This is a genomic window from Ensifer sp. 4252, from assembly GCF_050434565.1.
In the GTDB taxonomy this organism is placed as follows: domain Bacteria; phylum Pseudomonadota; class Alphaproteobacteria; order Rhizobiales; family Rhizobiaceae; genus Ensifer.
Genome location: NZ_JBNDIU010000010.1, coordinates 143663 through 168103, shown reverse-complemented (window position 1 = coordinate 168103; position 24441 = coordinate 143663). Strand labels below are relative to the sequence as shown.

At 62.0% G+C, this 24441-nt stretch carries 19 protein-coding genes; 6 read left to right on the top strand and 13 right to left on the bottom strand.

Going from position 1 to position 24441, the window contains the following annotated elements:
* Positions 1-78: 78 nt before the first annotated feature.
* Positions 79-1308 (top strand): multidrug effflux MFS transporter, encoded by a 1230-nt coding sequence (locus ABIE33_RS19690; RefSeq protein ID WP_429128483.1) that lies wholly within the window; start codon positions 79-81, stop codon positions 1306-1308.
* 73 nt (positions 1309-1381) lie between these two features.
* Here the strand turns inward: ABIE33_RS19690 and ABIE33_RS19685 are convergent, their stop codons facing one another.
* The 5 genes from ABIE33_RS19685 to ABIE33_RS19665 all read right to left on the bottom strand — a co-directional run bounded on the left by ABIE33_RS19685 (position 1382) and on the right by ABIE33_RS19665 (position 6726).
* Positions 1382-2206, bottom strand: coding sequence for an inositol monophosphatase family protein (locus ABIE33_RS19685; RefSeq protein WP_429128324.1), 825 nt, complete (start codon positions 2204-2206; stop codon positions 1382-1384).
* Complete coding sequence (gene ttcA, locus ABIE33_RS19680) at positions 2203-3087, bottom strand: tRNA 2-thiocytidine(32) synthetase TtcA (RefSeq protein ID WP_429128321.1); 885 nt, start codon at positions 3085-3087, stop codon at positions 2203-2205. Before ttcA ends, ABIE33_RS19685 begins: the two co-directional genes overlap by 4 nt.
* Before the next feature lie 112 nt (positions 3088-3199).
* A complete protein-coding gene (locus ABIE33_RS19675) occupies positions 3200-4147 on the bottom strand; it encodes a glutaminase (RefSeq protein ID WP_429128319.1) in 948 nt (315 codons plus the stop codon).
* A gap of 190 nt (positions 4148-4337) precedes the next feature.
* Positions 4338-4955, bottom strand: a complete 618-nt coding sequence (rpsD, locus tag ABIE33_RS19670; protein ID WP_025427166.1) for a 30S ribosomal protein S4 — start codon at positions 4953-4955, stop codon at positions 4338-4340.
* A 256-nt stretch (positions 4956-5211) separates the two neighbouring features.
* Complete coding sequence (locus ABIE33_RS19665; RefSeq protein ID WP_429128315.1) at positions 5212-6726, bottom strand: helicase HerA domain-containing protein; 1515 nt, start codon at positions 6724-6726, stop codon at positions 5212-5214.
* A gap of 120 nt (positions 6727-6846) precedes the next feature.
* Between ABIE33_RS19665 and ABIE33_RS19660 the strand changes: the two genes are divergently transcribed.
* Positions 6847-7170, top strand: a complete 324-nt coding sequence (locus ABIE33_RS19660) for a hypothetical protein (protein ID WP_429128312.1) — start codon at positions 6847-6849, stop codon at positions 7168-7170.
* Here ABIE33_RS19660 and murI read toward each other — a convergent pair.
* The 3 genes from murI to ABIE33_RS19645 form a co-directional block, all read right to left on the bottom strand.
* Positions 7167-8012, bottom strand: coding sequence for a glutamate racemase (gene murI / locus ABIE33_RS19655; protein ID WP_429128310.1), 846 nt, complete (start codon positions 8010-8012; stop codon positions 7167-7169). The two genes, ABIE33_RS19660 and murI, sit on opposite strands and share 4 nt — an antisense overlap.
* Positions 7999-8844 carry an RNA methyltransferase gene (locus ABIE33_RS19650; RefSeq protein WP_429128307.1) on the bottom strand — a complete coding sequence of 282 codons (846 nt, stop codon included), beginning with the start codon at positions 8842-8844 and terminating at the stop codon, positions 7999-8001. The genes murI and ABIE33_RS19650 overlap by 14 nt, the downstream gene beginning before the upstream one ends.
* An 89-nt stretch (positions 8845-8933) precedes the next feature.
* Complete coding sequence (locus ABIE33_RS19645) at positions 8934-10922, bottom strand: FUSC family protein (protein WP_429128481.1); 1989 nt, start codon at positions 10920-10922, stop codon at positions 8934-8936.
* A gap of 275 nt (positions 10923-11197) precedes the next feature.
* On the opposite strand from ABIE33_RS19645, the gene ABIE33_RS19640 reads away from it, so the two are divergent.
* Entirely contained in the window at positions 11198-12412 is a 1215-nt protein-coding gene (locus ABIE33_RS19640) for an NADP-dependent isocitrate dehydrogenase (RefSeq protein WP_429128304.1), read from the top strand.
* Between the two features lie 84 nt (positions 12413-12496).
* On the opposite strand, the gene ABIE33_RS19635 is transcribed toward ABIE33_RS19640, so the two are convergent.
* The 3 genes from ABIE33_RS19635 to recA all read right to left on the bottom strand — a co-directional run bounded on the left by ABIE33_RS19635 (position 12497) and on the right by recA (position 17498).
* Positions 12497-13348 (bottom strand): AraC family transcriptional regulator, encoded by an 852-nt coding sequence (locus ABIE33_RS19635; RefSeq protein WP_429128302.1) that lies wholly within the window; start codon positions 13346-13348, stop codon positions 12497-12499.
* A gap of 169 nt (positions 13349-13517) precedes the next feature.
* Positions 13518-16181 (bottom strand): alanine--tRNA ligase, encoded by a 2664-nt coding sequence (gene alaS / locus ABIE33_RS19630; RefSeq protein WP_429128299.1) that lies wholly within the window; start codon positions 16179-16181, stop codon positions 13518-13520.
* A 228-nt stretch (positions 16182-16409) separates the two neighbouring features.
* Positions 16410-17498: a recombinase RecA gene (gene recA, locus ABIE33_RS19625; protein WP_025427176.1), complete on the bottom strand. Its 1089-nt coding sequence runs from the start codon at positions 17496-17498 to the stop codon at positions 16410-16412.
* A gap of 239 nt (positions 17499-17737) precedes the next feature.
* On the opposite strand from recA, the gene ABIE33_RS19620 reads away from it, so the two are divergent.
* A complete protein-coding gene (locus tag ABIE33_RS19620) occupies positions 17738-18685 on the top strand; it encodes a carbohydrate kinase family protein (RefSeq protein ID WP_429128297.1) in 948 nt (315 codons plus the stop codon).
* 31 nt (positions 18686-18716) lie between these two features.
* Positions 18717-19646 carry a pseudouridine-5'-phosphate glycosidase gene (locus ABIE33_RS19615; RefSeq protein ID WP_429128295.1) on the top strand — a complete coding sequence of 310 codons (930 nt, stop codon included), beginning with the start codon at positions 18717-18719 and terminating at the stop codon, positions 19644-19646.
* Positions 19647-19716: 70 nt separating this feature from the next.
* Here the strand turns inward: ABIE33_RS19615 and cckA are convergent, their stop codons facing one another.
* The gene (gene cckA / locus ABIE33_RS19610; RefSeq protein ID WP_429128292.1) at positions 19717-22341 is read right to left on the bottom strand and encodes a cell cycle histidine kinase CckA; all 2625 of its coding nucleotides are present in this window, start codon (positions 22339-22341) and stop codon (positions 19717-19719) included.
* Between the two features lie 276 nt (positions 22342-22617).
* Between cckA and ABIE33_RS19605 the strand changes: the two genes are divergently transcribed.
* Positions 22618-23571 carry a flagellar biosynthetic protein FliO gene (locus tag ABIE33_RS19605; protein WP_429128289.1) on the top strand — a complete coding sequence of 318 codons (954 nt, stop codon included), beginning with the start codon at positions 22618-22620 and terminating at the stop codon, positions 23569-23571.
* A gap of 99 nt (positions 23572-23670) precedes the next feature.
* Here the strand turns inward: ABIE33_RS19605 and dksA are convergent, their stop codons facing one another.
* Positions 23671-24090, bottom strand: coding sequence for an RNA polymerase-binding protein DksA (dksA, locus tag ABIE33_RS19600; RefSeq protein WP_025427181.1), 420 nt, complete (start codon positions 24088-24090; stop codon positions 23671-23673).
* Positions 24091-24441 lie beyond the last annotated feature (351 nt).

Sequence of the window (24441 nt, the reverse complement as noted above, 5' to 3'; positions counted from 1 at the left end):
TTACGGGTACGCACAATGACCACGATCACCACACAGTCCGAACACGTCGATGGGGTTTCGGGCGCGGCCCGCCTCAACATGGGCATCCTCGAATTCATCATCACCATCGCCGTCATGACGGCGAGCGTGGCGATCGCCATCGACAGCATGCTGCCGGCATTGCCGAGCATCGGCCAGTCGCTGAACGTCGCCAACTCCAACGACACCCAGCTCGTCATTGGCGTCTTCTTCCTCGGCTTCGGCCTTTCGCAGATCTTCTTCGGTAGCCTTTCCGACACGTTCGGACGGCGCGCGGTGCTGCTCGGTGGCCTTGCCTTTTTCACCGTGTCGATGTTTGCCGCCGCCCTCACCCAGAGCTTCGAGATGCTGCTGGTGCTGCGCTTCGTCCAGGGCATCGGTGCTGCCGCCGTGCGCATCACCACCATGGCGATCGTGCGCGACTGCTTCGGCGGCCGCGAGATGGCGCGGGTGATGTCTTACGTCATGATCGTCTTCATGGTCGTTCCGATCGTCGCCCCGTCTATCGGCCAGCTCGTCATCCTCTATGCCAACTGGCACTGGATCTTCATCCTGATCGGTATCATCGGCGCCATCCTTTTCGTCTGGGCGCTGGCCCGCATGAAGGAATCGCTGCCCCACGAAGAGCGCCTGCCGCTTTCGGTCAAGTCGGTCACATCTGGCTTCAAGACGGTGCTGACCAACCACATCACCTGCGGCTATATGATCGGCATGACGATGTTCACCGCCGTCATCTGCGCTTACATCGTCACGGTTCAGCAGATCTTCGGCGAGGTCTATGGCCTCGGCGACTGGCTGCCGATCGCCTTTGCCGGTACTGCCGGCGGCATCGCCGTCGCCAACTTCGCCAACGGTTTCTTCGTGCGCAGCTTCGGCATGCGTCGCATCTCGCATGTATCGATGATCCTGTTCACGCTGATTTCCGCCATCGGCTTTGCCATGTCGCTTTGGGGCACGCCGGCCTTCGTCGTCAGCTACCTGATGTTCTCGGTGCTGTTGATGTTTTTTGCTGTCATAGCGACCAACTTCACCGCGATCAGCCTCGAGCCGATGGGACACCTTGCCGGTACCGCGACCGCGATCACTGGTTTCGTCTCGACGACCGGCGGTGCGCTGCTCGGGGGCGCCGTCGGCCAGTTGTTCAACGGCACGCTGCAGCCGCTGCTCGGGGGCTTTGCCCTCTTTGGCATCGTGACGATCCTTGCCACCCTCTGGGCCGAGAAGGGCAAGCTCTTCACCCATCCCGGTGACAAGGACGTGTCGCTCGACCACGGCGGCGGCCACATGTAATAGCGGCCAGACCAACAAAAAGCCCGCCTGGAGCGACCGAGGCGGGCTTTTTTGCTTTGATGATTTCGTCCGTTCAGACGGTGAAAACTTCGCGCCGCAGCGTTTCCCAGCTGTCCTTGTCGGTCGCCAGCAGCAGGCCGCCATTGAGATGAGCCGGCAGATAGGGCGAACCGTCGAAACGCGCGGCATAGGCGCCCGCCTCCTGTGCGATCAAGGTGCCGGCCAGGTGATCCCAGGGCATCAGCTTCTGGTACATCAGGAAGTGGATATAGCCGCCGGCAAGGATGCGGTATTCGTGTGCGGCACAACGGTAGCTCGTTGCAATCCGTACCTTGGCCATGTTGGCCATCACCTCGCGCCGCGCGTCTTGCTTGTAGAAGCCCGTCGATGCGCCGCCGACCATGCTTTCAAGCGGCACGCCTGCGGTCACCGACATGCGCTCCTGCGAGCCGTCAGGACGGCACATCCAGGCGCCTGAACCCTTCTCGGCGATTACCCAGTCGTTGCCGAGCGGATCATAGATGATGCCCGCAACCGTCTCGCCCTTGGAGACGACGCTCGCCATGACGCCGAACAGCGGCAGGCCGGCTGCGAAGTTGAAGGTACCGTCGATCGGATCGACGACGACGGCCAGATCGGCATCGGCCAGCTTGTCGAGCAGCGCCGGGTCAGCCGCGACGGATTCTTCGCCGATGAACACGGCGCCCGGCGCAATCTCGTCCATGCGCGCCTTGATCAGGCGTTCGGCTGCCTCGTCGCCCTCGGTGACGAGATCGATCGCTTCCGACTTCATCCGGACATCGCCCGCGCCGAGATTGCGAAACCGCGGCAGGATTTCTTTGACCGCGGCTTCCTGCAGCAGATTGGCAAGGGCGGCGATGTCGACGGAATGGCTCATTCTTTGGGCTCCGGTGAGAGGGACTGGAAGTCGAAAAGCTTGGGGTCGAGCAGATGCGACGGGTTCACATGGCCGAGCGCCCGCAGCATCGTGTCCTTGCGGCCCGGCATACGCCGTTCGAGGTCGGCAAGCATTGTCTTCATGGCATTGCGCTCGAGGCCATCCTGCGAGCCGCAGAGGTCGCAAGGAATGATCGGAAACTCCATCGCAGCGGCGAATTTCGCCAGGTCGTCCTCGGCCGCATAGGCGAGCGGCCGCAGCAGCATCAGATCGCCTTCGTCGTTCAGAAGCTTCGCCGGCATCGAGGCGAGCCTGCCGCCGTGGAAGAAGTTCATGAAGAAGGTTTCGAGAATATCTTCCCGGTGATGGCCGAGAACCAGCGCGTCGCAACCCTCCTCGCGCGCGATGCGATAGAGATTGCCGCGGCGCAGACGCGAACAGAGCGAGCAGTAGGTGGCCCCTGTCGGCACTTTTTCTTTCACGATCGAATAGGTGTCGCGATACTCGATGCGGTGCTTGACGCCGATCGAGGCCAGATATTCCGGCAGGATATGCTTGGGGAAGTTCGGCTGTCCCTGATCGAGGTTGCAGGCGACCAGCTCGACGGGCAACAACCCGCGCCATTGCAGGTCCATCAGCAAAGCCAGCAGGCTGTAGCTGTCCTTGCCGCCGGAAATCCCGACCAGCCAGCGCTTGGCGCCCTTCAGCATGCCGAAGTCGTCGAGCGCCTGCCGTGTCTGCCGCAGGAGCCGCTTGCGCAGTTTGTTGAAGGAGACCGACGACGGCATGCGTTCGAAGATCGGATGAAGACCCGTCTCGATATCGCCGTCTTCAACGGCATTGTCGATTGCGTCAGGCGAAAGGGCTGGCGAATGATCCATGGCAACGATCCTGGAATGGCCGGCTCGGGAGAAGAGAGCGCACGGCAAGTCACGGCCAGCACTTGCCCCGTTCCATCCTCAAGATCAAGGGAAAACGGCCCTTCGGCCGAAATCAGGATCCAAACACCGACCAGCCGGTGCGCGCGGCCAACATCTCGAGCGCCAGCGATCCCAGCAGCGAATTGCCGTTCTCGTTCAACCCCGGCGACCAGACAGCGACGGAGGCCTTGCCGGGCGCAACTGCAAGAATGCCGCCGCCGACGCCGCTCTTTCCCGGTAGGCCGACGCGGTAGGCGAAATCGCCCGAGCCGTCATAATGGCCGCAGGTCAGCATCAGCGCATTGATGCGTCGGGCGCGCTGCCGCGACACGACGGAGTGGCCGGTCAGCGGGTTGGTGCCGCCGGCTGCCAGAAACAGGCCGGCCTTGGCGAGCTGGCTGCAGGTCATCGCCAGCGCGCAATGGTGGAAATAGACGCCGAGCACATGCTCGACCGGGTGATCGAGCCGCCCGAAGGAGCGCATGAAGTTCGCAAGTGCGAAATTGCGGAAGCCGGTCGCCGTCTCGGAGCGGGCGACCTCGTGATCGATGACGATGGCATCGTCGTCTGCAAGATAGCGCACGAACTGCACGATCTCGCCGATCAGTTCCCGCGGCGTGTGGCCGGCAAGGATCAGGTCGCTGATGGTGATCGCGCCGGCGTTGATGAAGGGGTTGCGCGGCTTGCCGCCTTCCTGCTCGAGCTGGACGATGGAGTTGAACGCCGAGCCTGATGGTTCCCGGCCGACCCGGTGCCAGATGGTCTCGCCGTGTTTGCCGAGCGCCAACGTCAGCGTGAACACCTTGGAGACGCTCTGGATGGAGAACGGTACCTCGGCATCGCCGACTCGGTGCACCTGTCCGTCGGTTGTCACCACAGCCATGCCGAAGTGTTTGGGATCGACACGCGCCAGCTGAGGGATGTAGTCCGCGACCTTGCCCTCGCCGAGCCGTGGCGTCAGCTCTCGGTGGATGTCCTCGATGATCGCCTGCAGGTCTTGCGGCGTCTTCTGCTCCGGCATGCGATTTCCCCTTCGCCGCGCAAGTCATCGTCTCGTCCGCGACCACCGCGCCGCGCATCCATCTGGATATCCGACAGTCGCAGAAGCCGGACGAGTCGCGCGGCAGATCAAAGCGCCGCGATATCTGAAGAGACAAAAAAACCGCCCGTTTCCGGGCGGTTTCGATCGTTCACAAGGCCGAGACCTCGGATTAACGCGAGTAGAATTCGACGACCAGGTGCGGTTCCATAACGACGGCGTACGGCACGTCGGAGAGAACCGGAACGCGGACGAAGGTTGCAACCATCTTGTTGTGGTCGACTTCGATGTAATCAGGAACGTCGCGCTCAGCGAGCTGGACGGCTTCGAGAACCGTAACGAGCTGCTTGGACTTTTCCTTGACTTCGATGACGTCGCCCGGCTTGCAACGGTAGGAACCGATGTTGACGCGAACGCCGTTAACCTTGACGTGGCCATGGTTGACGAACTGACGTGCAGCGAAAACGGTCGGAACGAACTTTGCGCGGTAGACGATCGCGTCGAGGCGCGATTCGAGCAGGCCGATCAGGTTCTCCGGGGTGTCACCCTTGCGGCGGTCAGCTTCGGCGAAGATCGCACGGAACTGCTTTTCGCGGATGTCGCCGTAGTAGCCCTTCAGCTTCTGCTTGGCGCGCAGCTGCACACCGAAGTCCGAAAGCTTGGACTTGCGGCGCTGACCGTGCTGGCCCGGGCCGTATTCGCGGCGGTTAACCGGCGACTTCGGACGGCCCCAGATGTTTTCGCCCATACGGCGGTCAATTTTGTACTTGGACGATTCGCGCTTGCTCATCGCATTTCCTTTCAGTCGGTTACACCGGTCTGTTGCCAAACCGGATCAAGGAAACACGCCCTCCTCTGAACCCATTTTGAGAGTTCTGACAGGATTCTCACGATCACGCTGCCGGAGAAACCACGGGACATGTCTAATGAAACACCGGACATTTCTGCCCGGCGTTGGGCGGGTCTTTACTGAGAGAATGACGGATTGTCAACGGAATATGACAGTAAACGCAGGGATTTGCCCGCATTTCGCTGCGGCACGTCAGCTACTCCGCCGCGGCGCGGCCGGTTTCCGTGACATCGGGCCCGTTGGCGTCGCCCGGCGCCGTCTCGTGGCCGAGGTCAGGAAAGGCGACGATTCGCTTGCCGGAGAAATCGGCATGCACGACCACAAGGCCATTCTCCTCGAAATACCCGAGTAGACGCCGGGCGCGACGGGCGGAATGGGTGCCGTAGGCACGCGCAATCATCGCGTCCGATGGACAGGCAAGGCCGCGCACGGCCGCCTGCGCCATCATCAGGAACACGCCCTGCAGGTCCTCGGTGACGCGATCGGCAAGCCGGAGCGCCGACGCCCAGGCGTCTGTCGCCGCAGTCTCGGCATCGACGCCGGAGCGGGCAATTGCCATCTTGCGACGGAAGGCACTCAGGGACAGGGCTGCGCCCGGCACGCGACGGATGCGGCAGCGCACGAGGAAATCCTGGAACAGCTCGGCATCCGGCCGGAACGCGGCATCGGGATTGGAGAGAATCTCGGTAAACAGGCTATCGAGCAACGCACCGCGCTCTTCGGCCGACATTTCTGGCTGGGCCGGTCTGGCTTCAACCGGCGCGACCGGTTCGGGGCGCGGCCGCGACAACTCGGCGAGAATATCTGTTGTCGGGCGCGGCGGCGGCGCCGTGCGGCGCATGATCGGCCGTGTCAGCTCGTCGGCGTCGGGTGTGAAGATCAGGTCTTCCACATCCTGCGGCGCTTCCGGCAGCGGCATCAGCTTCGGGCTCGTCGAGCGCGCCGAGGTCTCGACGGCACCGATCGTCACCTTCAGCGGACGGCGCGACAGCGCCGGGCCAAGCGCGACGAAGGAGCCGCGTTTCAGATCGCGGAACATTTCGGCCGTGCGACGGTCCATGCCGAGCAGATCGGCGGCGCGCAGCATGTCGATATCGAGGAATGTGCGGCCCATCAGGAAGTTGGAGGCTTCAGCCGCAACGTTCTTGGCAAGCTTTGCCAGGCGCTGGGTGGCGATGACGCCGGCAAGCCCACGCTTTCTGCCGCGGCACATGAGGTTGGTCATCGCGCCGAGAGAGATCTTGCGGACTTCTTCGGTGACGTCACCGGCGACCGAGGGCGCAAACATCTGCGCCTCGTCGACCACCACGAGAACCGGATACCAGTATTCACGATCCGCATCGAACATGGCGTTGAGGAACACGCCGGCGCTGCGCATCTGCTGGTCGATATCGAGCCCCTCGAGCGACAGCACGCACGAGACACGATGCTGGCGAATGCGCGTGGCAATGCCGATCAGCTCTGCGTCGGTGCGTTCGCCCTCGACGACCACATGGCCGAACTTGTCGGCAAGCGTGACGAAATCACCCTCGGGGTCGATGATGCATTGCTGCACCCAAGGTGCAGACTGCTCGAGCAACCTTCTTAGAAGGTGCGATTTTCCCGAACCGGAATTGCCCTGCACCAGCAAACGGGTGGCCAGAAGCTCCTCGATATCGAGAGAGGCCGATGTCCCTTCGGACGTCGCTCCCATGTCGATGCCGACCTTCATTTCCACCTCTTCGTTTTGGATTGATTCGCGACCATGCCGAGTTCGCCAAACGAGCGACACCTAGCACGGTTTTGCCGGCGATCACGCAATCACTGCAGAAAACCCACAGGGAATACCGCGTTGCGGACGATCTGGAAAGATCCGTCTGCTCATCTGGTGCTTCGCGCGGAAAAGTTGAGTGAGACTATTGATACATCTTCCACAAGCGTCTGCCCCAGCCCATATATGTTTGAACGGCCGGGATTTTGCGGGCGAAAAATGGATCAGAACGAGACCGAAAACCATTTCCAGATGAACAATCTCGAGCAACGCATGCGCAAGGCTTACAAGGATGGGCAACGCATCGTCTCAAAAAAGGAAGCCGCGCAATTAGGCCGCGCGAACTTCCTGATTGCGATTGCCCTCGCCGCCTCGATTGGCGTGCTGCTCGCGATCTTCTTCTAGCCGATCGCTTCGCTGGCAGCCGTGGGTTCGGGGGCAATGACGTTCGACGTAACGGTCAAGCCGAAGCCCTGCATCAGCCGACGGGTCGAAAAATCCGGTTTTCCTGATGTGAAGATTGCCGGGTCCTCGCCGTTCAACGGCTCGAATCCGTTGGGCAGCGGCACCAGCGAACGGGCCCGTCGGGCGATGGCTTCGGCCGGATCCAGCCAGTCGACCGGCCACGGCGCCAGCTTGCGGAAAAGATTTGCCATGAAGGGGTAATGCGTGCAGGCGAGAACGACGATGTCGGTCTTGCGGCCGTCCATCTCGATGAAGCACGGCGTAATCTCGGCCAGCACCTCCGCATCGTCGAGCTGCTCGCCGCGGATATAGGCCTCGGCCATCTTGGCGAGGTTTTCCGAGCCGACCAGGCGAACATGGCATTGGCTGGCGAAGGATTGGATGAGGTCGCGCGTATAGGCGCGCTTGACCGTGCCCGGCGTTGCCAGAACCGAAACCAGTCCTGAACGCGTGCGCTCGGCCGCCGGCTTGATCGCCGGTACGGTGCCAACGAAGGTCATCTGCGGAAAGGCGGAGCGCAGATCAGCACCGACCAGCGTGAAGGCGGTGTTGCAGGCAATCACGCAGATTTCCGGATCATGCTCGGCCAAAAGCCGGCCAAAGAGCGCGATGACATGCGTGCGCAGCGCTCCTTCTTCCCAGCCGCCATAGGGGAAGCCGGCATCGTCGGCGATATAGATGAAGTGCCGCTCGGGCATCAGCACCCTCGCTTCGCGCAGGACCGTGAGTCCGCCGATGCCGCTGTCAAAGACGAGGATTGGTTTCAGGTCAGTCGCTGTCACCGCTGTCTGATGCTTTCTTGTTGTGCTCGGCCCTGCTGTGATCAGCGGGAGCGCCGGAACCTCGGGGATGTTCGCGCGAAAACCGATCGAGCGACGAGATCACGCCGCGCAGCACCCGGATTTCCGTTTCGGTAAAAGCTGGTCTGGTCAGAACCGTGCGCAGATTTTCGACCAATTTCGGCTTTTTGTCGGCGGAGCGGAAATAGTTGCGCGCTTCCAGCGCATCTTCCAGATGATCGAACAGGCCCTGCAGATCGTCCTTCTTCGCCGGTCGCTGCTCCAGCGCTTGGAAGGACGTCTGGTCTTCGCTTTCCATGCCGGTCTTCAGCCATTCATAGGACATAAGCAGCACGGCCTGGGCGAGATTGAGCGAGGCAAAGGCCGGGTTCACGGGAAAAGTCACGATCTCGTCGGCAAGCGCCACTTCCTCGTTGGTGAGGCCGGTGCGCTCGCGGCCGAAGATGATGCCGGTTGCCTCGCCGGCGACGAAGCGCTGCCTCAGCGTGCGCGCCGCCACGATCGGCGAGCGGACGGGCTTGTAGCCGTAACGGTCACGTGCCGTCGTCGCATAGACGAAGTTGAGGTCGGCGATCGCCTCCTCCAGCGTGTCGTAAAGCTTGGCGCCCTCGATGACATGGTCGGCGCGGCTGGCGGCAGATTGCGCCTTTTCGTTCGGCCAGCCGTCGCGCGGATTGACGAGGCGCAGTTCAGACAGGCCGAAATTGGCCATGGCGCGGGCAACCATGCCGATATTCTCGCCGAGCTGCGGATAGGCGAGAATGATCGCCGGTCCTTCGGTCAGGAGTTCTCGTTCGCTGTTGGTGCCTGCCATGTCTGTCGCCTTCGCCTTCTGTTCGGCGCTTCCCTCGCACAAAAGCCCGGAAAATTAAAGTCCGGCAAACATGTCGAGCGCCGCAGGCATCACGGTGTTGCCGGATGCAGACGGTTGAGGGAGATGCCGATCATCTCCAGCCCCAGTTCCGCATCGTCCTTCGATATCGGCAGATGCCGATCGACCGGCCCGGCGACGCGGCCGACGTCATAGAAATAGCCGGCCCCTTTCTCCTCGATCGCGTGAACCAGTGCGAGATTATCGTCGATGTCACTTTGGAAGGTCGAGCCGACGGCATCGGCTTCATCGGCGACGCGTCGGGCAAACACGCGGGCCCAATAGGTGCAGCCCATGAAGATCGCCAGCGTTTGCCGCACATGCCCCGGACGCGTGACGAGTTGCCAGGAAACGCCGAGCGGCTTTGCTGCAGCCGCAAGGTCGCGGTAGGCGCGGTCAAGCGCCTGCGACCGCACGATCAGCGCCATACCCGATGCACCGTCCCTCGCCGCCTGCAACAGCCCTGTGAGTTCGGTGCACCAGGCTTTCATGGCCGAATCCAGTGATGTCCGCGTTCGCGTCGGGAACACGACAAAGGCGACGCCGGCGCCGGCGATCGAGCCGATCAGGGTCTCCTCAAGGCGTAGCTGCAATAGCTCCGGCGTCAGCACGCCCATCAGGCTGTAAAGCAGCGACAGCACGACCGAGACGAAGAAGGTCATCGTCGCATAGGAAACGGCAAGGAAATAGAAGGCGAGAAAGATGCACAGCGCGCTCAGCGGCAGTACCAGATAGATGTTTCCGGCCACCACCGTGCCGGCGACGATGCCGACCACGATGCCGAACAGCGTTCCGGCCGAGCGCTGCAGTGCTTTCACCGCCGTATCGCCGCGCGAGCGGGTGTTGGTAAAGACGAGAAAGGCTGCCAGAACCGCCCAGAACCAGCGGTCGCGCGACAGCATCAGCCCGAAGACCATGGCAATGCCGGCGGCGAGCGTGATCTGGATGGCCGCCTTGAGGGCGGGATTTGACACCGTCAGCTTTGGACGCGCGGACGCCGGGCCAATGGTTGCCTCGATCGGATCATCGAGATCGCGCGCATCGAGTTTTTCCAGGCTATGGGCGAGGCGCTGGCGAACATTGCGCAGCCATGAAAGCGCCTTGACGGTCTCCACAAGCCTCTCGTTCGTGCGATCGATACGCGCCGTCTCCGCTTCGATCCCGACGGTATTGCGGGCGAGCATCGCTTCGACCAATGAAACCGGCGGCATGGCCTGAAGGCTCAGAACGATCACGCTCTCTGCCGCCAGATGCAGGTCGAAAAGGTTGATCACCACATCCGACGAGGCAAGGCCCGGCTCGGGTTCCGGGCGTCGGTTTTCTGTCGGAATGAAACTCTCTGCCATCAGCACCGCCTCCTTGAGGCGCTCCTCCCTCCGGTGCAGTCGGGTGCGATCCGTCTCGATCAGGGCTGGCTTGCGCGCGACATCAACCAGTTCCTCCAGCATCTGGTCGACGCGCTGCTGGACGCTGGCCGCGGCGCGCATGAGGTCGCGATAGCGGTTGTCGGGCAGAAGGACGGTGCGGACCAGGTGAGCGACCGTGGCCGAAACCGCCGCGCCGAAGACGAGTGCAGGCAGTTGGTCGATCGTCGGCCGAAGATAGGCTCCGATGAAATATGACATGAAGGCGAACATGCCGACGGCAAACCATCTGGGCCCGAATGTGCGGCAGTAGACCGCCAGGAAGATGATCAACAGGAAGACGACATCGGAGACATGGCGGTGGCTCTCCAGCACCGAAGCCAGCGCAACCATCATGACGCCGACGATGACGGCGATTACGCGTGTCACCAGCTGCGCGCCGTGGGTGCTGTCGCGCACGGCAAGACCGCCTTCGATCGAAAGGGAAACGGCAAGGCCGTAAGCTGCCGGCGGCAGCGGCACTACCAGAAAGTGGAAGGCCATCAGCAGGCAAACCGACGCAACGATCGTCGCAGTGATCCGCGTCGCCTGGCGCAGCCTGGAAAAGGCGGGGTCGTTGGCCAGAAGCCAGTCGCGCGCGCGGGAGCGAATTTCCATCGGATACCTTTTGCCTGCTGCGGCCACCATCGACAGGTGCTGCGTCACCGCTTCTTCCTGATTAACGCTGCCTCCAATCTTTTCAAGGCGCAGGCCAGCTAAAAAGCGATCAAAAACCGATCCTCGGCCCCTGCCCGTCGGGCGATGAAGTCTCCACCCAAAGTTTCAGCCAAGCATGCTTTGCCTTGCCGTTTCACAATGCTATAGGGCTCTGGATTTTTCTAAAGAGGAAGGGACATCGCTCCCGTTGTCCCGCTAAGCTACGAGGCATATTCATGGCAAAGATCAAGGTCGCCAATCCGGTCGTCGAACTCGACGGCGATGAGATGACCCGCATCATCTGGCAGTTCATCAAGGACAAGCTGATCCATCCCTACCTCGACGTCGATCTCGAGTATTATGACCTCGGCATGGAAAACCGCGACGCCACCGACGACCAGGTGACAATCGATGCCGCCAACGCCATCAAGAAGCACGGCGTCGGCGTCAAGTGCGCCACGATCACTCCGGACGAAGCCCGCGTCGAAGAATTCAAGCTCAAGAAGATGTGGAAGTCGCCGAACGGCACCATTCGCAACATCCTCGGCGGCGTCATCTTCCGCGAGCCGATCATCTGCAAGAACGTGCCGCGCCTGGTTCCGGGCTGGACCAAGCCGATCATCGTCGGCCGTCACGCCTTCGGCGACCAGTACCGCGCCACCGACTTCAAGTTCCCGGGCAAGGGCAAGCTGACGATGAAGTTCGTCGGCGAAGACGGCAAGGAAATCGAATACGACGTGTTCGACGCACCGTCGGCTGGCGTTGCCATGGGCATGTACAACCTTGACGATTCGATCACCGAATTCGCCCGCGCTTCGCTCAACTACGGCATCCAGCGCAAGGTTCCGGTCTACCTCTCGACCAAGAACACCATTCTCAAGGTCTATGACGGCCGCTTCAAGGATATCTTCCAGAAGGTCTTCGATGAGGAATTCGCCGACAAGTTCAAGGAACTGAAGATCTGGTACGAACACCGCCTGATCGATGACATGGTTGCTTCGGCGCTGAAGTGGTCCGGCGGCTACGTCTGGGCGTGCAAGAACTACGACGGCGACGTCCAGTCTGACATCGTCGCCCAGGGCTTTGGCTCGCTCGGCCTGATGACCTCGGTTCTGATGACGCCGGATGGCAAGACGGTCGAAGCAGAAGCCGCCCACGGCACCGTGACCCGTCACTACCGCCAGCACCAGAAGGGCGAGGAAACCTCGACAAACTCGATCGCCTCTATCTTCGCCTGGACCCGTGGCCTCGCCCACCGCGCCAAGCTCGACAACAATGCCGAGCTCGCCCGCTTCTCCGAGACCCTGGAAAAGGTCTGCGTCGACACCGTCGAAGCCGGCTTCATGACCAAGGACCTGGCGCTGCTGATCGGCCCCGACCAGCCGTGGCTCTCGACCACCGGCTTCCTCGACAAGATCGACGAAAACCTGAAGAAGGCAATGGCTGCCTGATCGGCACCAGCCTTTGACCCGAATGCGAAACCCGGCCTTGTGCCGGGTTTCTGTTGCTGTCTGTCTGCTTGGGCCTGCGGCCGGCTATTTCAGCGGCAGGTAGATCTCGCTCAGAAGCTCCGTGGGCGGTACGTCGCGCGGATTGTTGAGATATTTCTCGAACATCAGGCTGTCGCGTACCTCGCGGCCGGACTGCGGCAGCCAGGTACCGTAGAGCCATTGGTATGCCAGAGGCATATCTGCATAGGGGCCCTTGTGGCGTAGAACGGCGTAACGCCCACCGTCGAGCGTCTGCTGTGTCAGCGGTGCATCCGCTGGCAAATCCCCTTTGGCAGACACGCAGGCAAAGGAGCGCAGCTTGTCCGTTGGCACCAGCTCCGGATCATCCAGATAGATGCCGACCATCTCCATGTCGGGTCTAAAGAGGTTGCGCGAAAACAGCGTGCCGTAGAGCGTCTCGAATGCCTTGCCGATGCCCATATAGGAACCGGTATGGGCAACGCCGACGAGATCGAAGCCGTCGATCTCCTTGAGGGTGACTTCATACATGTCCGCAATTCCTTCCGATGAAGCGGTTTCGAAGGTTTTGTGGCTGCCCTCCCTCCGATACCGCGCCGGCGGCAGCCCGTAGACTGCCTTGAAGGTGCGGTTGAAGGATTGAATGTTCGGGTAGCCAGAGCGCTGCGCGATCGCTTCGACAGGAAGATCGGTCTGAACGAGATCGGCGGCGGCCCTCTGCAGCCGAAGCCGCTTGACGGTTGCCGCCAGCGTCTCGCCATGAACGGCCCGGTAGATCCGGTGCCAGTGATGCGGCGACAGGCAGGCGATTTCAGCGAGCCGATCGAGATCGAGCTCTTCGTTGAGATGGCCGTAAATGTAGTCGCTCACCCTGTGCAGCCGTCTTTCGTAGGTCGCCCAGGTTGCCTGCTCGTCCATGTCTAACCTTTCGCGTTTTGCTTACGGATCGGTAGACCATAGACGACTTTGACAAATCCTGCGGAGTTTTGCGGCGCAGGCAACAGACCGGACTGAAGGTCTATCGCTGCCATAAAAAAGGGCGCCCGAAACGGACGCCCCTTTGAGTTTCCTGTTTCTGTGCCCGGCCTTAGCCGGCCAGCGCCACGGCAACAGCCTCGATCGCTTCGGCTGCTTTCTCTCCGTCAGGGCCGCCGGCCTGCGCCATATCGGCGCGACCGCCGCCACCCTTGCCGCCGAGGGCGGCCGAGGCGACGCGCACGAGATCGACGGCGCTGACCTTGGAGGTCAGGTCGTCGGTGACGGCCACGACAGCACTTGCCTTGCCATCGCCGGAAACGCCGACGAAGGCGACGACGCCGGAGCCGAGGCTCTTCTTGCCGTCATCGGCCAAACTCTTCAGATCCTTCGGTTCGACACCGGAAACGACCTTGCCGAGGAAGCGCATGCCGGCGATGTCGCGGGCTGCATCGCTCGATCCGGCCTGACCGCCGCCACCGAGCGCCAGCTTCTTCTTGGCTTCCGTCAGTTCGCGCTCCAGCTTGCGGCGCTCGTCGAGAAGCGCCTCGACGCGACCGAGCACGTCGCCCGGCTGAACCTTGAGCGTGTTGGCAAGCGTCTTTACCCGCTCGTCCTGCTCGTTGAGGTAGGCGCGCGCCGCTTCGCCCGTCAGCGCCTCGACGCGGCGAACGCCGGCGCCGACAGCACTTTCAGAGACGACGCGGACGAGACCGATGTCGCCGGTCGCCGAAACATGGGTGCCGCCGCAGAGCTCGACGGAATAGGGACGATTGGCCTTGGAGCCGTGGATGCCCTGTCCCATCGAGACGACACGCACTTCGTCGCCGTATTTTTCGCCGAACAGCGCCATCGCGCCTTCAGCGATCGCATCATCGACGCTCATCAGGCGGGTGGTGACCGGCGTGTTCTGAACGATGATCTCGTTTGCCATTTCCTCGACGATCTTCAGCTCCTCGGCCGACATCGGCTTCGGATGCGAGACGTCGAAGCGCAGGCGCTCGGGCGCGACCAGCGAACCCTTCTGCGCCACATGAGTACCGAGCACTTCGCGCAGCGCCTCATGCAGCAGATGGGTGGCGGAATGGTTGGCGCGCAGGCGCGAGCGGCGGGCGTGATCGACTTCGAGCTGAGCCGCATCGCCGGTCTTGATCGTGCCTTCGGTAACGACGCCGAAATGAACGAACAGCCCCTCGCCGCGCTTCTGCGTGTCGGTCACGACAAGCTTGCCAGCATCGGTGATGATCGTGCCGGTATCGCCCATCTGGCCGCCCGATTCGCCGTAGAACGGGGTCTGATTGAGGACGATCTGGACGGTTTCCCCCTTGGCGGCCGACTGAGCGACAGCGCCATCGCGCACGATCGCCTGGATCACGCCTTCGGCGACTTCCGTGTCGTAACCGAGGAATTCGGTCGAACCATGCTTTTCACGCAGCTCGAACCAGATGGTTTCCGTTGCCGCTTCGCCGGAACCTGACCAACTCGCACGTGCCTCGGCCTTCTGGCGCTGCATGGCCGTCGTGAAGGCGTCGGTATCGACGGAGATGCCCTTGGCGCGCAGGGCGTCCTGGGTCAGGTCGAGCGGGAAGCCGTAGGTGTCATAAAGCTTGAAGGCGGTCTCGCCGTTGAACTGGTCGCCTTCGGAAAGGTCGGCCGAGGCCTCGGACAAGAGGTTGAGGCCGCGCTCCAGCGTCTTGCGGAAACGGGTTTCCTCAAGCTTCAGCGTCTCGGAGATCAGCGCTTCTGCGCGCATCAGTTCCGGATAGGCGCGGCCCATCTGGCCGACAAGCGCCGGCAGCAGCTTCCACATCAAGGGATCGCGCGCGCCGAGCAGTTGCGCATGGCGCATGGCGCGGCGCATGATGCGGCGCAGCACGTAGCCGCGGCCCTCATTCGACGGCAGCACGCCATCGGCGATCAGGAAGGCGGACGAGCGCAGATGGTCGGCAATGACGCGGTGGCTGGCACGCTGGTCGCCCTCGGCCTTGACGCCGGTTGCTTCCTCGGACGCGGCAATCAGCGCGCGGAAGAGATCGATGTCGTAGTTGTCGTGCTGGCCCTGCAGCACCGCTGCCAGACGCTCGAGGCCCATGCCGGTGTCGATCGACGGACGCGGCAGGTTGACGCGTTCTTCCTTGGTGATCTGCTCGTATTGCATGAAGACGAGGTTCCAGATCTCGATGAAACGGTCGCCGTCCTCATCGGCAGAACCGGGAGGTCCGCCCCAGATCTTGTCGCCGTGGTCGTAGAAGATTTCCGAGCAAGGACCACACGGGCCGGTATCGCCCATAGCCCAGAAGTTGTCGCTGGTCGGAATGCGGATGATGCGGTCGTCGGAGAGGCCGGCGATCTTCTTCCAGAGGTCAAATGCCTCGTCGTCGGTGTGATACACCGTCACCAGCAGGCGCTTGGCGTCGAGGCCATATTCCTTGGTGATCAGGTTCCAGGCAAGCTCGATGGCCTTTTCCTTGAAGTAATCGCCAAAGGAGAAGTTGCCGAGCATCTCGAAGAAAGTGTGGTGGCGGGCGGTGTAGCCGACATTGTCGAGGTCATTGTGCTTGCCGCCGGCGCGCACGCATTTCTGCGCGGTCACTGCCGTCGAATAGGGACGCTGCTCAAGCCCGGTGAAGACGTTCTTGAACTGCACCATGCCGGCATTGGTGAACATCAGCGTCGGGTCGTTGCGCGGCACCAACGGGCTCGACGACACCACCTCATGACCATTCCTGCGGAAATAGTCGAGAAACGTCGACCGGATTTCATTCACGCCGCTCATCTTGCGTCCTATCTGTGCACCAATTCAGGCCCAAGCCCCGGCATTTGCCGCGCCACTCGCCGTTGTCCTTCAACCCCGCAGCCATCGCTGACGGCTACGCCCTCCAACGCCCTCGGTCGCCGGAACCACAGGCTTTTATCGTTCGCGTATCATGCTGTCCAGACGCCAGCAAAAAACCGGCCGCCGATGAGGGCGACCGGTTTTGAAAGCTTGAACCTGGCTTGCTGCTTATGCTTCGGCAGCGTCGTCGCCGTCGTCCGGTTCCGGACCGCCATTCTCGAGGAACCGGTCGGCGATCAGGCCGGCGTTCTGACGCAGAGCCGTCTCGATCTCGCGCGAAAGATCCGGATTGTCCCTGAGGAACGACTTGGCGTTCTCGCGGCCCTGGCCGAGGCGCTGGCTGTTATAGGAGAACCAGGCGCCGGACTTCTCGACGATGCCGGCCTTGACGCCGAGGTCGACGAGTTCGCCGGTCTTGGAGACGCCTTCGCCATACATGATGTCGAATTCGACCTGCTTGAAGGGAGGCGCCATCTTGTTCTTGACGACCTTGACACGCGTCTGGTTGCCGACGACCTCTTCGCGCTCCTTGACGGAGCCGATACGGCGGATGTCGAGGCGAACCGATGCATAGAATTTTAGCGCGTTACCGCCCGTCGTCGTTTCCGGCGACCCGAACATGACGCCGATCTTCATGCGGATCTGGTTGATGAAGACCACCATGCAGTTCGACTTCGAGATCGAGGCCGTCAACTTGCGCAGCGCCTGGCTCATCAGACGGGCCTGCATGCCCGGCAGGCTGTCACCCATTTCGCCTTCGATTTCGGCGCGCGGTACAAGCGCTGCGACAGAGTCGATGACGAGAACGTCAATCGCCCCGGAGCGCACCAGCGTGTCGGTGATCTCAAGTGCCTGTTCACCGGTATCGGGCTGCGAGATCAGCAGGTTTTCGAGATCGACGCCCAGCTTGCGCGCATAAACCGGGTCGAGTGCGTGTTCCGCGTCGACGAAGGCGCAGATGCCGCCCTTCTTCTGTGCTTCTGCGATGGTCTGCAGCGCCAGCGTCGTCTTGCCCGAGCTTTCGGGACCATAGATTTCGACGATGCGGCCCTTCGGCAGGCCGCCAATGCCGAGTGCGATATCCAGGCTGAGAGAGCCGGTCGAAACCGTCTCGATCTCGATGATGCTGTCCTTCCCACCGAGCTTCATGATCGATCCCTTGCCGAACGACCGTTCGATCTGGGAAAGTGCCGCTTCAAGTGCCTTGCTTTTATCCACCGATTTGTCCTCTACGAGCCGCAAAGAGTTTTGTGCCATTTGGTCCACCTTTAGGTTATTGAAGCTACCGAGGCAATGAAGCCGCCGCATGAGTTTTTGTACATGTTTTGTTCCTGTTTTGCAAGGGCAGGACAAGGCATTGAAAAATATGAACTATTCGGATTGTGTTCGATTCATGTTCACGCTTTGCGGTGTAATTTTTTCGGCAGCGCCAGCCGCACCTTGAGATGATGAATGCTCGCGATCCGATTCGCCTGAGAGACAGCAGAGGAACATTCATGACGGAAGGCGAAATCGCCGTCTTCGGCGGCGCCCATATCGACCGGCGCGGCCGCATCACCGGCACGACGGCGCACGGTTCGAGCAATCCCGGCACCTGGTTCGAAGAGGCAGGTGGCGGCGGCTTTAATGCTGCGCGCAACCTGGCACGACTGGGCCACAGCGTCCGGATGATCAGCACGCGCGGCGGCGATGCGGCCGGAGAGATGGTCACGGCGGCTGCAGCGGCGGCCGGCGTCATCGACAATCCCCTCACCTTTCTCGACCGCCAGACGCCGAGCTACACCGCGATCATCGAAAATGACGGCAACTTGGTGATCGCGCTCGCCGACATGGATCTTTATCGGATATTCTCGCCGCGCCAGTTGCAGCGGCGCGCATTGCGTGACGCCATCACCGATAGCCGGGTTGTGCTGACCGATGCCAATCTGCCGGAGGAGACTATTGCGGCCCTCGTCGAGGCGGCTTCGACCAATGGGCGCATTGTCGCCGGTATCGCCGTTTCGCCGGCAAAGGTCGTCCGCTTCCAGCCGAGCCTGGCCAAGCTCAGTTTCCTCTTCATGAACGAATCCGAGGCCCGCGCCCTGACAGGCAAGGATGCCGCGGATGCCGAAGGCTGGCCGCCGCTACTGCGCGCGGCGGGTCTCAATGGCGGCATCGTCACCCGCGGCGGCAGGGCAGTGGTTGCCTTCGATCACGAAACCGTCTGCGTCACGACGCCACCGGCTCTGCCGGAGCTCGCGGATGTCACCGGCGCCGGCGACGCCCTGGCATCAGGCTTCCTCTCCGCGCGTCTTGCGGGGCGAGACCTCTCGGAATGCCTTCGGCACGGCATTGCCGCAGCCGGCATCACGCTGCGCTCTCCCTTGGCTGCCTCGGAACAAATGTCGCAGGCCAATCTCGAACAGGCGCTGGCCCTTGTGCCTGCACCTCAAATGCTGGCATGAACGCCGCCAGCCGAACTCCCAAGGAAAAACCATGACCAAACCCGCTTCTCCCTTCCTGCCGATGGAATATTCCGACGAGGTTGCAGCCGCCAAAGCGCGTGGCGCGCCGATCGTGGCACTGGAATCAACGATCATCACCCATGGCATGCCCTATCCGGGCAACCTGAACATGGCCCGCAGCGTTGAATCGATCATCCGCGACCAGGGTGCCGTTCCGGCGACGATCGCCGTCATTCACGGCGTTCTGCATATCGGCCTTGACGATGCGAAGCTGGAAGAGCTGGCAAAGACCGAAGGCGCTATGAAGGTATCGCGGGCCGATCTTGCCTTTGCGATCGCCGAGCGCCGCACCGGTGCGACGACCGTTGCCGCCACCATGATCGCCGCTGCCCGCGCCGGCATCCGCGTCTTTGCGACCGGCGGCATCGGCGGCGTGCATCGCGGCGCCGAACTGAGCTTCGACATCTCCGCTGACCTTGACGAACTGGCCCGCACGGCCGTCATCGTCGTTTGCGCCGGCGCCAAGGCCATCCTCGACATTCCGAAGACGCTCGAAGTCCTCGAAACCCGCGGCGTGCCCGTCGTCACCTATGACAGCGACGTGTTCCCGGCCTTCTGGTCGCGCGATTCCGGCCTCAAGAGCCCGCTGATGCTCAACAGCCCCGCAGCGATCGCCAACTTCCAGAACATGCGCGAACTGCTCGGCGTCGATGGCGGTATGCTGATTGCCAATCCCGTTCCGGCCGAAAGCGAGATCGCGCGCGAGGAGATGGAGATCTACATCGGCCGCGCCCTCGACAACGCCGAACGCGACGAGATTTCCGGCAAGGCGGTAACGCCCTACCTGCTCGACAACCTCTTCCATCTGACCGAGGGCCGCAGCCTCGAGACCAACATCGCGCTGGTCGAGAACAATGCTCGCCTCGCCGGTGAAATCGCTGTGGCGCTGACCGCCAAGTAAGAGCGACATTCAGTTAGATGACAAAAAGAAAGCCCGGCGCGCAAACGTCGGGCTTTTTGCTGGAGACGCCCTAGGAATCCAGCATCTCGCGCACGGCCACGGCCAGCTGCTTCAGCGAGAACGGCTTCGGCAGGAAGCCGAACTTGGCGTCAGCCGGCAGATTGCGGGCGAATGCATCTTCGGCGTAGCCCGAGACGAAGATGAATTTCAGGTCCGGGTATTTCTTGCGCAGCTCCGTCAAGAGCGTCGGCCCGTCCATCTCCGGCATCACCACATCCGAGACGACGATATCGACGGCCCCATCGAGCTCGTCCATGATCTCAAGCGCCTCGACGCCGGAGCCTGCCTCGTGCACGGTGTAGCCACGCGTCTCGAGCATGCGCTTGCCGCCGCGGCGGACCGCTTCTTCGTCCTCGACGAGCAGGACGACGGCCGAATCACCGGTGAGATCGGTGGGTTCCTCGGTCTTGGCGGCCGGCTTGACGACAGCTTCAACCGGCGGCGGCGACACCGCCCCATTGGATGCGCCCTGCGCCTGATCACCCGCGACTTCCGGAATGTCGACATGGCGCGGCAGCAGGATACGGAAGGTGGTTCCCTTGCCGACTTCGGATTCCGGATAGATGTAGCCGCCGGATTGCTTGACGATGCCGTAGACCATCGAAAGGCCAAGGCCCGTGCCCTTGCCGACTTCCTTGGTGGTGAAGAAGGGCTCGAAGATCTTGTCGAGAATCTCGGGCGGAATGCCGGTTCCCTGGTCGGAAACCTCCACCATGACGAAGTCTTCCTCCGGCAGTTCGCGCCGGCCGAGCGCAGCGATTTCCGTTGACGGCAGATTGCGGGTGCGAAGGGTGATGATGCCGCCTGTCGGCATCGCGTCGCGCGCATTGACGGCAAGGTTGAGCAGCACCTGCTCGAACTGGCCGAGATCCGTGCGCACCGGCCACAGATCGCGCCCGTAGTCGACTTCGACCTTGACGTTGGTTCCGGTCATGCGATCGACGAGCATGCGCAGGTCGCCGATCACGTCGGTCATGCTCAACACAGTCGGCCGCATCGTCTGCTTGCGCGAGAAGGCGAGCAACTGCCTGACGAGCACCGCCGCCCGGTTGGCGTTGCGCTTGATCTCCATCAGGTCGGCAAAGCTCGCATCCGCCGGACGCGCCGACAAAAGCAGGTGGTCGGAGGAAAGCAGAATGGCCGTCAGCACGTTGTTGAAGTCGTGCGCGATGCCGCCTGCAAGCGTGCCGACCGCATTCATCTTCTGCGTCTGCGCCATCTGGTTTTCGAGCGCCTTCTGCTCGGTAATCTCCAGCGCATAGATGATCGCTGCCTCTTCCGGAGCCTGATCGCTCTGGTCGATGACGGCATTGATATAGAAACGGAAATGGCGCTCGCCATCCGCCGGGTGCAATGCGTCAATCGGGGCGATGTCGCCCTGGCGGTCCTTGGCGGCGGCAAGCGCCTCGTGCAGGCGCCCCTTCTCGGTCGCGTGCACGACCGTTTCGATCAGTGCGCCGCGCTCGACATCGTCCTGGGAGACAAGGCCGGAAAACAGCTTGAGGAACGGCGCATTGGTGCGAAGGATGCGGCCGTTGCCGTCGACAGAGGCGATCGCCATCGGCGTATTGTTGAAGAAGCGGGTGAAACGCATTGCAGCACTCGACGCCGACTGGTCCTCATCCTCGCCGCCATCGCGCGACATGACGATGGTCCGGCTTTCGCCGGGCGCACCGTCGCGTGCCGATGACACCCGGTGCACCATGCGCACCGGCAGGCTCTGGCCGTTGGTCTTGCGCAGGTCGAGATCCAGTAGCTTGGTCTTCTTCAGCCCCGGCTCCGCCTGGACCGACTGCACCAGCGTCAGCCCCTCGCCGGCAACGAGGTCGCCGATGCTCATCGAGCCCGGCTGGAATTCCGTCAGGTCGATGCCCAGCCAATCCGCAAGTGTGGCGTTGATGTAGAAGATCTCGCCCTTGCGCCCGGCGGAGAAGAAACCGGCCGGAGCATGGTCGAGATAGTCGATGGCATTCTGCAGTTCCTTGAAGAACCGCTCCTGGTCGTCGCGTTCGGCGGTGATGTCGGCGATCTGCCAGAGGTACAGCGGATTGCGCTCGCTGTCTTCGAGCGGCAGCACCCGGGCCTTCAAGCGAAACCAGTGGGCACCGGAGCCGCTGGAGGCAGCAGCCGTCGCCAACGGCTTCAACAGCCGAAACTCCTCGTGCCCCTGCTTGCCTTCGTGCAGCCCGTTGGTAAGGCGGTAGATCGCTTCGGTCGCCTCGCGGTTTCGCGACAGGATCGTTTCGAGCGACTGGATGCCGGCAGAATTCTTCGCGCCGGTCAGTGCGCCATAGGCGGCGTTGGCATAAATGATGCGGCCCTTGCGGTCCGTGACGATCGTGCCATCTTCATGGGCGTCAAGAAACGCACGCGCCAGCTCGTCCGGCCGCGATTGCGGCATCACCTCGATGAAGCCGATGACCGACGAGACAAGGAAGAAGATCCCGACCATGGCGAGAACGCCAAGGATGCCGAGCACGATTTCGTTGTCCAACTCGTTCTTGAATATCACAAAGGCGATCGCAGAGGCGGTCAGAACGATCGCAAGCAGGACGATCCGCATGACGGTTCCCGGCCTGACGCCACGGTCCACAACCGGCATCTGGTAGTCACCTGACTGCCGCATTTTCGTCATCGGGTCCTCATCTGCCGCCAATACCGCCCGGCGCAAAAGCCGGCACGGTCCGGCGCTCCGGCCGGCATCCGCTCGATCAGCCAGGTGAAATCGGCCAATACCGACACGCCCTCGATCATTCGGATAGGAATCATCTTTAACGATCAGAGATAACAGCAAAAAGCACCTGTGCGGAAGCGCAGCGGTCAATTCACAGGGAATGTCGGCGAAGTGCTTGTCCAAGCCCGAAAAAAGCCGTCAAATACTGCCACTCGAAAGGCTAAAGGAGTTCAGCCTATGATGGAAACGATCGTCGGAGACAACGGTAGCCGATTCATTATCGCCGCCGGCGCCGTTGCGATCGGGCTTCTGTGCCTCGTGGCCGTGCTCTGGATCATGCGCAACAGGCCGTCGTCGCCCTTCATTCGCGGCGGCAAGAACCGGCAGCCTCGCCTCGCCGTGCTCGATGCGGCCGCTGTCGACACGCGCCGTCGCCTGGTGCTCGTGCGCCGGGACGACGTCGAACATCTGATCATGATCGGCGGACCAACGGATATCGTCATCGAAAGCCGGATTGCGCCGATCGATGAGAGCGCGTCTGCGAACGACGGTCCGGCAGTCGTCGAGCGCAAGCCGATCGAACCGTCGGTTGCCAACGGCAACCGCACAGAGACAAGGGCAGCAGCATCGGCGCAGTTGCGCCCTGTCGCTCAGCCCGAGGTGGCCGTCGTCGCGCCAGTGCGCCCGGTGGCGATACCGCAGGAGCAGCCGGTTGCGCGCGTCGAGCCGACCCCAGCGGTTCGCCCGATTGCCGAACAGCGCCCGGCCCCTGCGATGGCCATCGAGCCACGGCCGGTCGCAAGGGTCACGCCACAGGCACCCGAAATCGTCGCCCCTGTAAACTCGGCCGAGAAAGTGGAAGGCATCTTCGATGCTGCCCGCAGCCGGGTCCTGCCGACCCAGCCGTCAGTGCAGGAACAGCGTCCCGCACCGGTCGCGCAGCCGCAGCCTGCTGCCCAAGGCGCGCTTTCGGACTTCGAACGCATCCTTGATGCCGAAATCAGCGGGGACCTGCAGCGATTGGCGCCTGCTGCTGCAGCAGCACGTCCGGAAAATCGCGTGCCGGTGGCCGCTGCTGGCCGCCATGAGCCGGTGCTCGGCGCACCGCTCGACGATGTCCGCAAGGAGCCGACGATCGAGGAAGAGATGAACCGCATGCTCGCCGACATCTCCGCCGGTCGCAAGCCCTGACGCATGCAGCGTCACGGCTTCTTGAGGCAAACATTGAGCAAAAGAAAAAGGCGCGGTTTGACCGCGCCTTTTTCTCAAAACTGATCCGGAAACCGGATCTTATTCGTCCCTGTAGACCTTTTCCCGACGCTCGTGGCGCTCCTGCGCCTCGATCGAGAGAGTTGCAATCGGTCGGGCGTCCAGACGCTTCAAGCCGATCGGTTCTCCCGTTTCCTCGCAATAGCCGTAGGTCCCTTCATCTAGCCGCTGTAGCGCCGCATCGATTTTCGAGATCAACTTCCGCTGACGGTCGCGGGCTCTCAGTTCAATCGCCCGGTCTGTTTCGGAAGAGGCTCTGTCGGCGAGATCGGGATGATTGGCGCTCTCCTCGGCCAAGTGATCCAGTGTCTCGCGTGCTTCGCGAAGGATGTCGTTTCTCCAAGCATTCAGCTTGGCCCGGAAATAGGCCCGGTGGGTGGCATTCATGAATTCCTCATCCTCGGAGAGGACAAAGGTACTAAGATCGATCTTCTCACTCAACGCGATTCTCCTGAAGAACATCTCATTGCGGCGGTGTATAGCCCCATGGAAGCCGCGATTCAAGCCTCGGATTAGACACTCAACCGTATTTTAACAATGCTTGCAATTCAGGCTAACTGGCGAATATTTCATCAAAATTACAGATGAGATCTTAGTCGTAGAGATGATCACCTACCCGGCGCAAGAAGACCGGTCGTAACTTGGATGGTCTGCCGCCAGCGCGACGCTGCCCTTTTGCCGGGATTGGCGCACCCGGCGACAACCGGGCAATCCCCTGAAAAAAGCGGTTCACAGCTTGATCTTTGCATCATCGACGGGAAAAGGTGGTGATCCGCCGCGAGACGCGCAAGA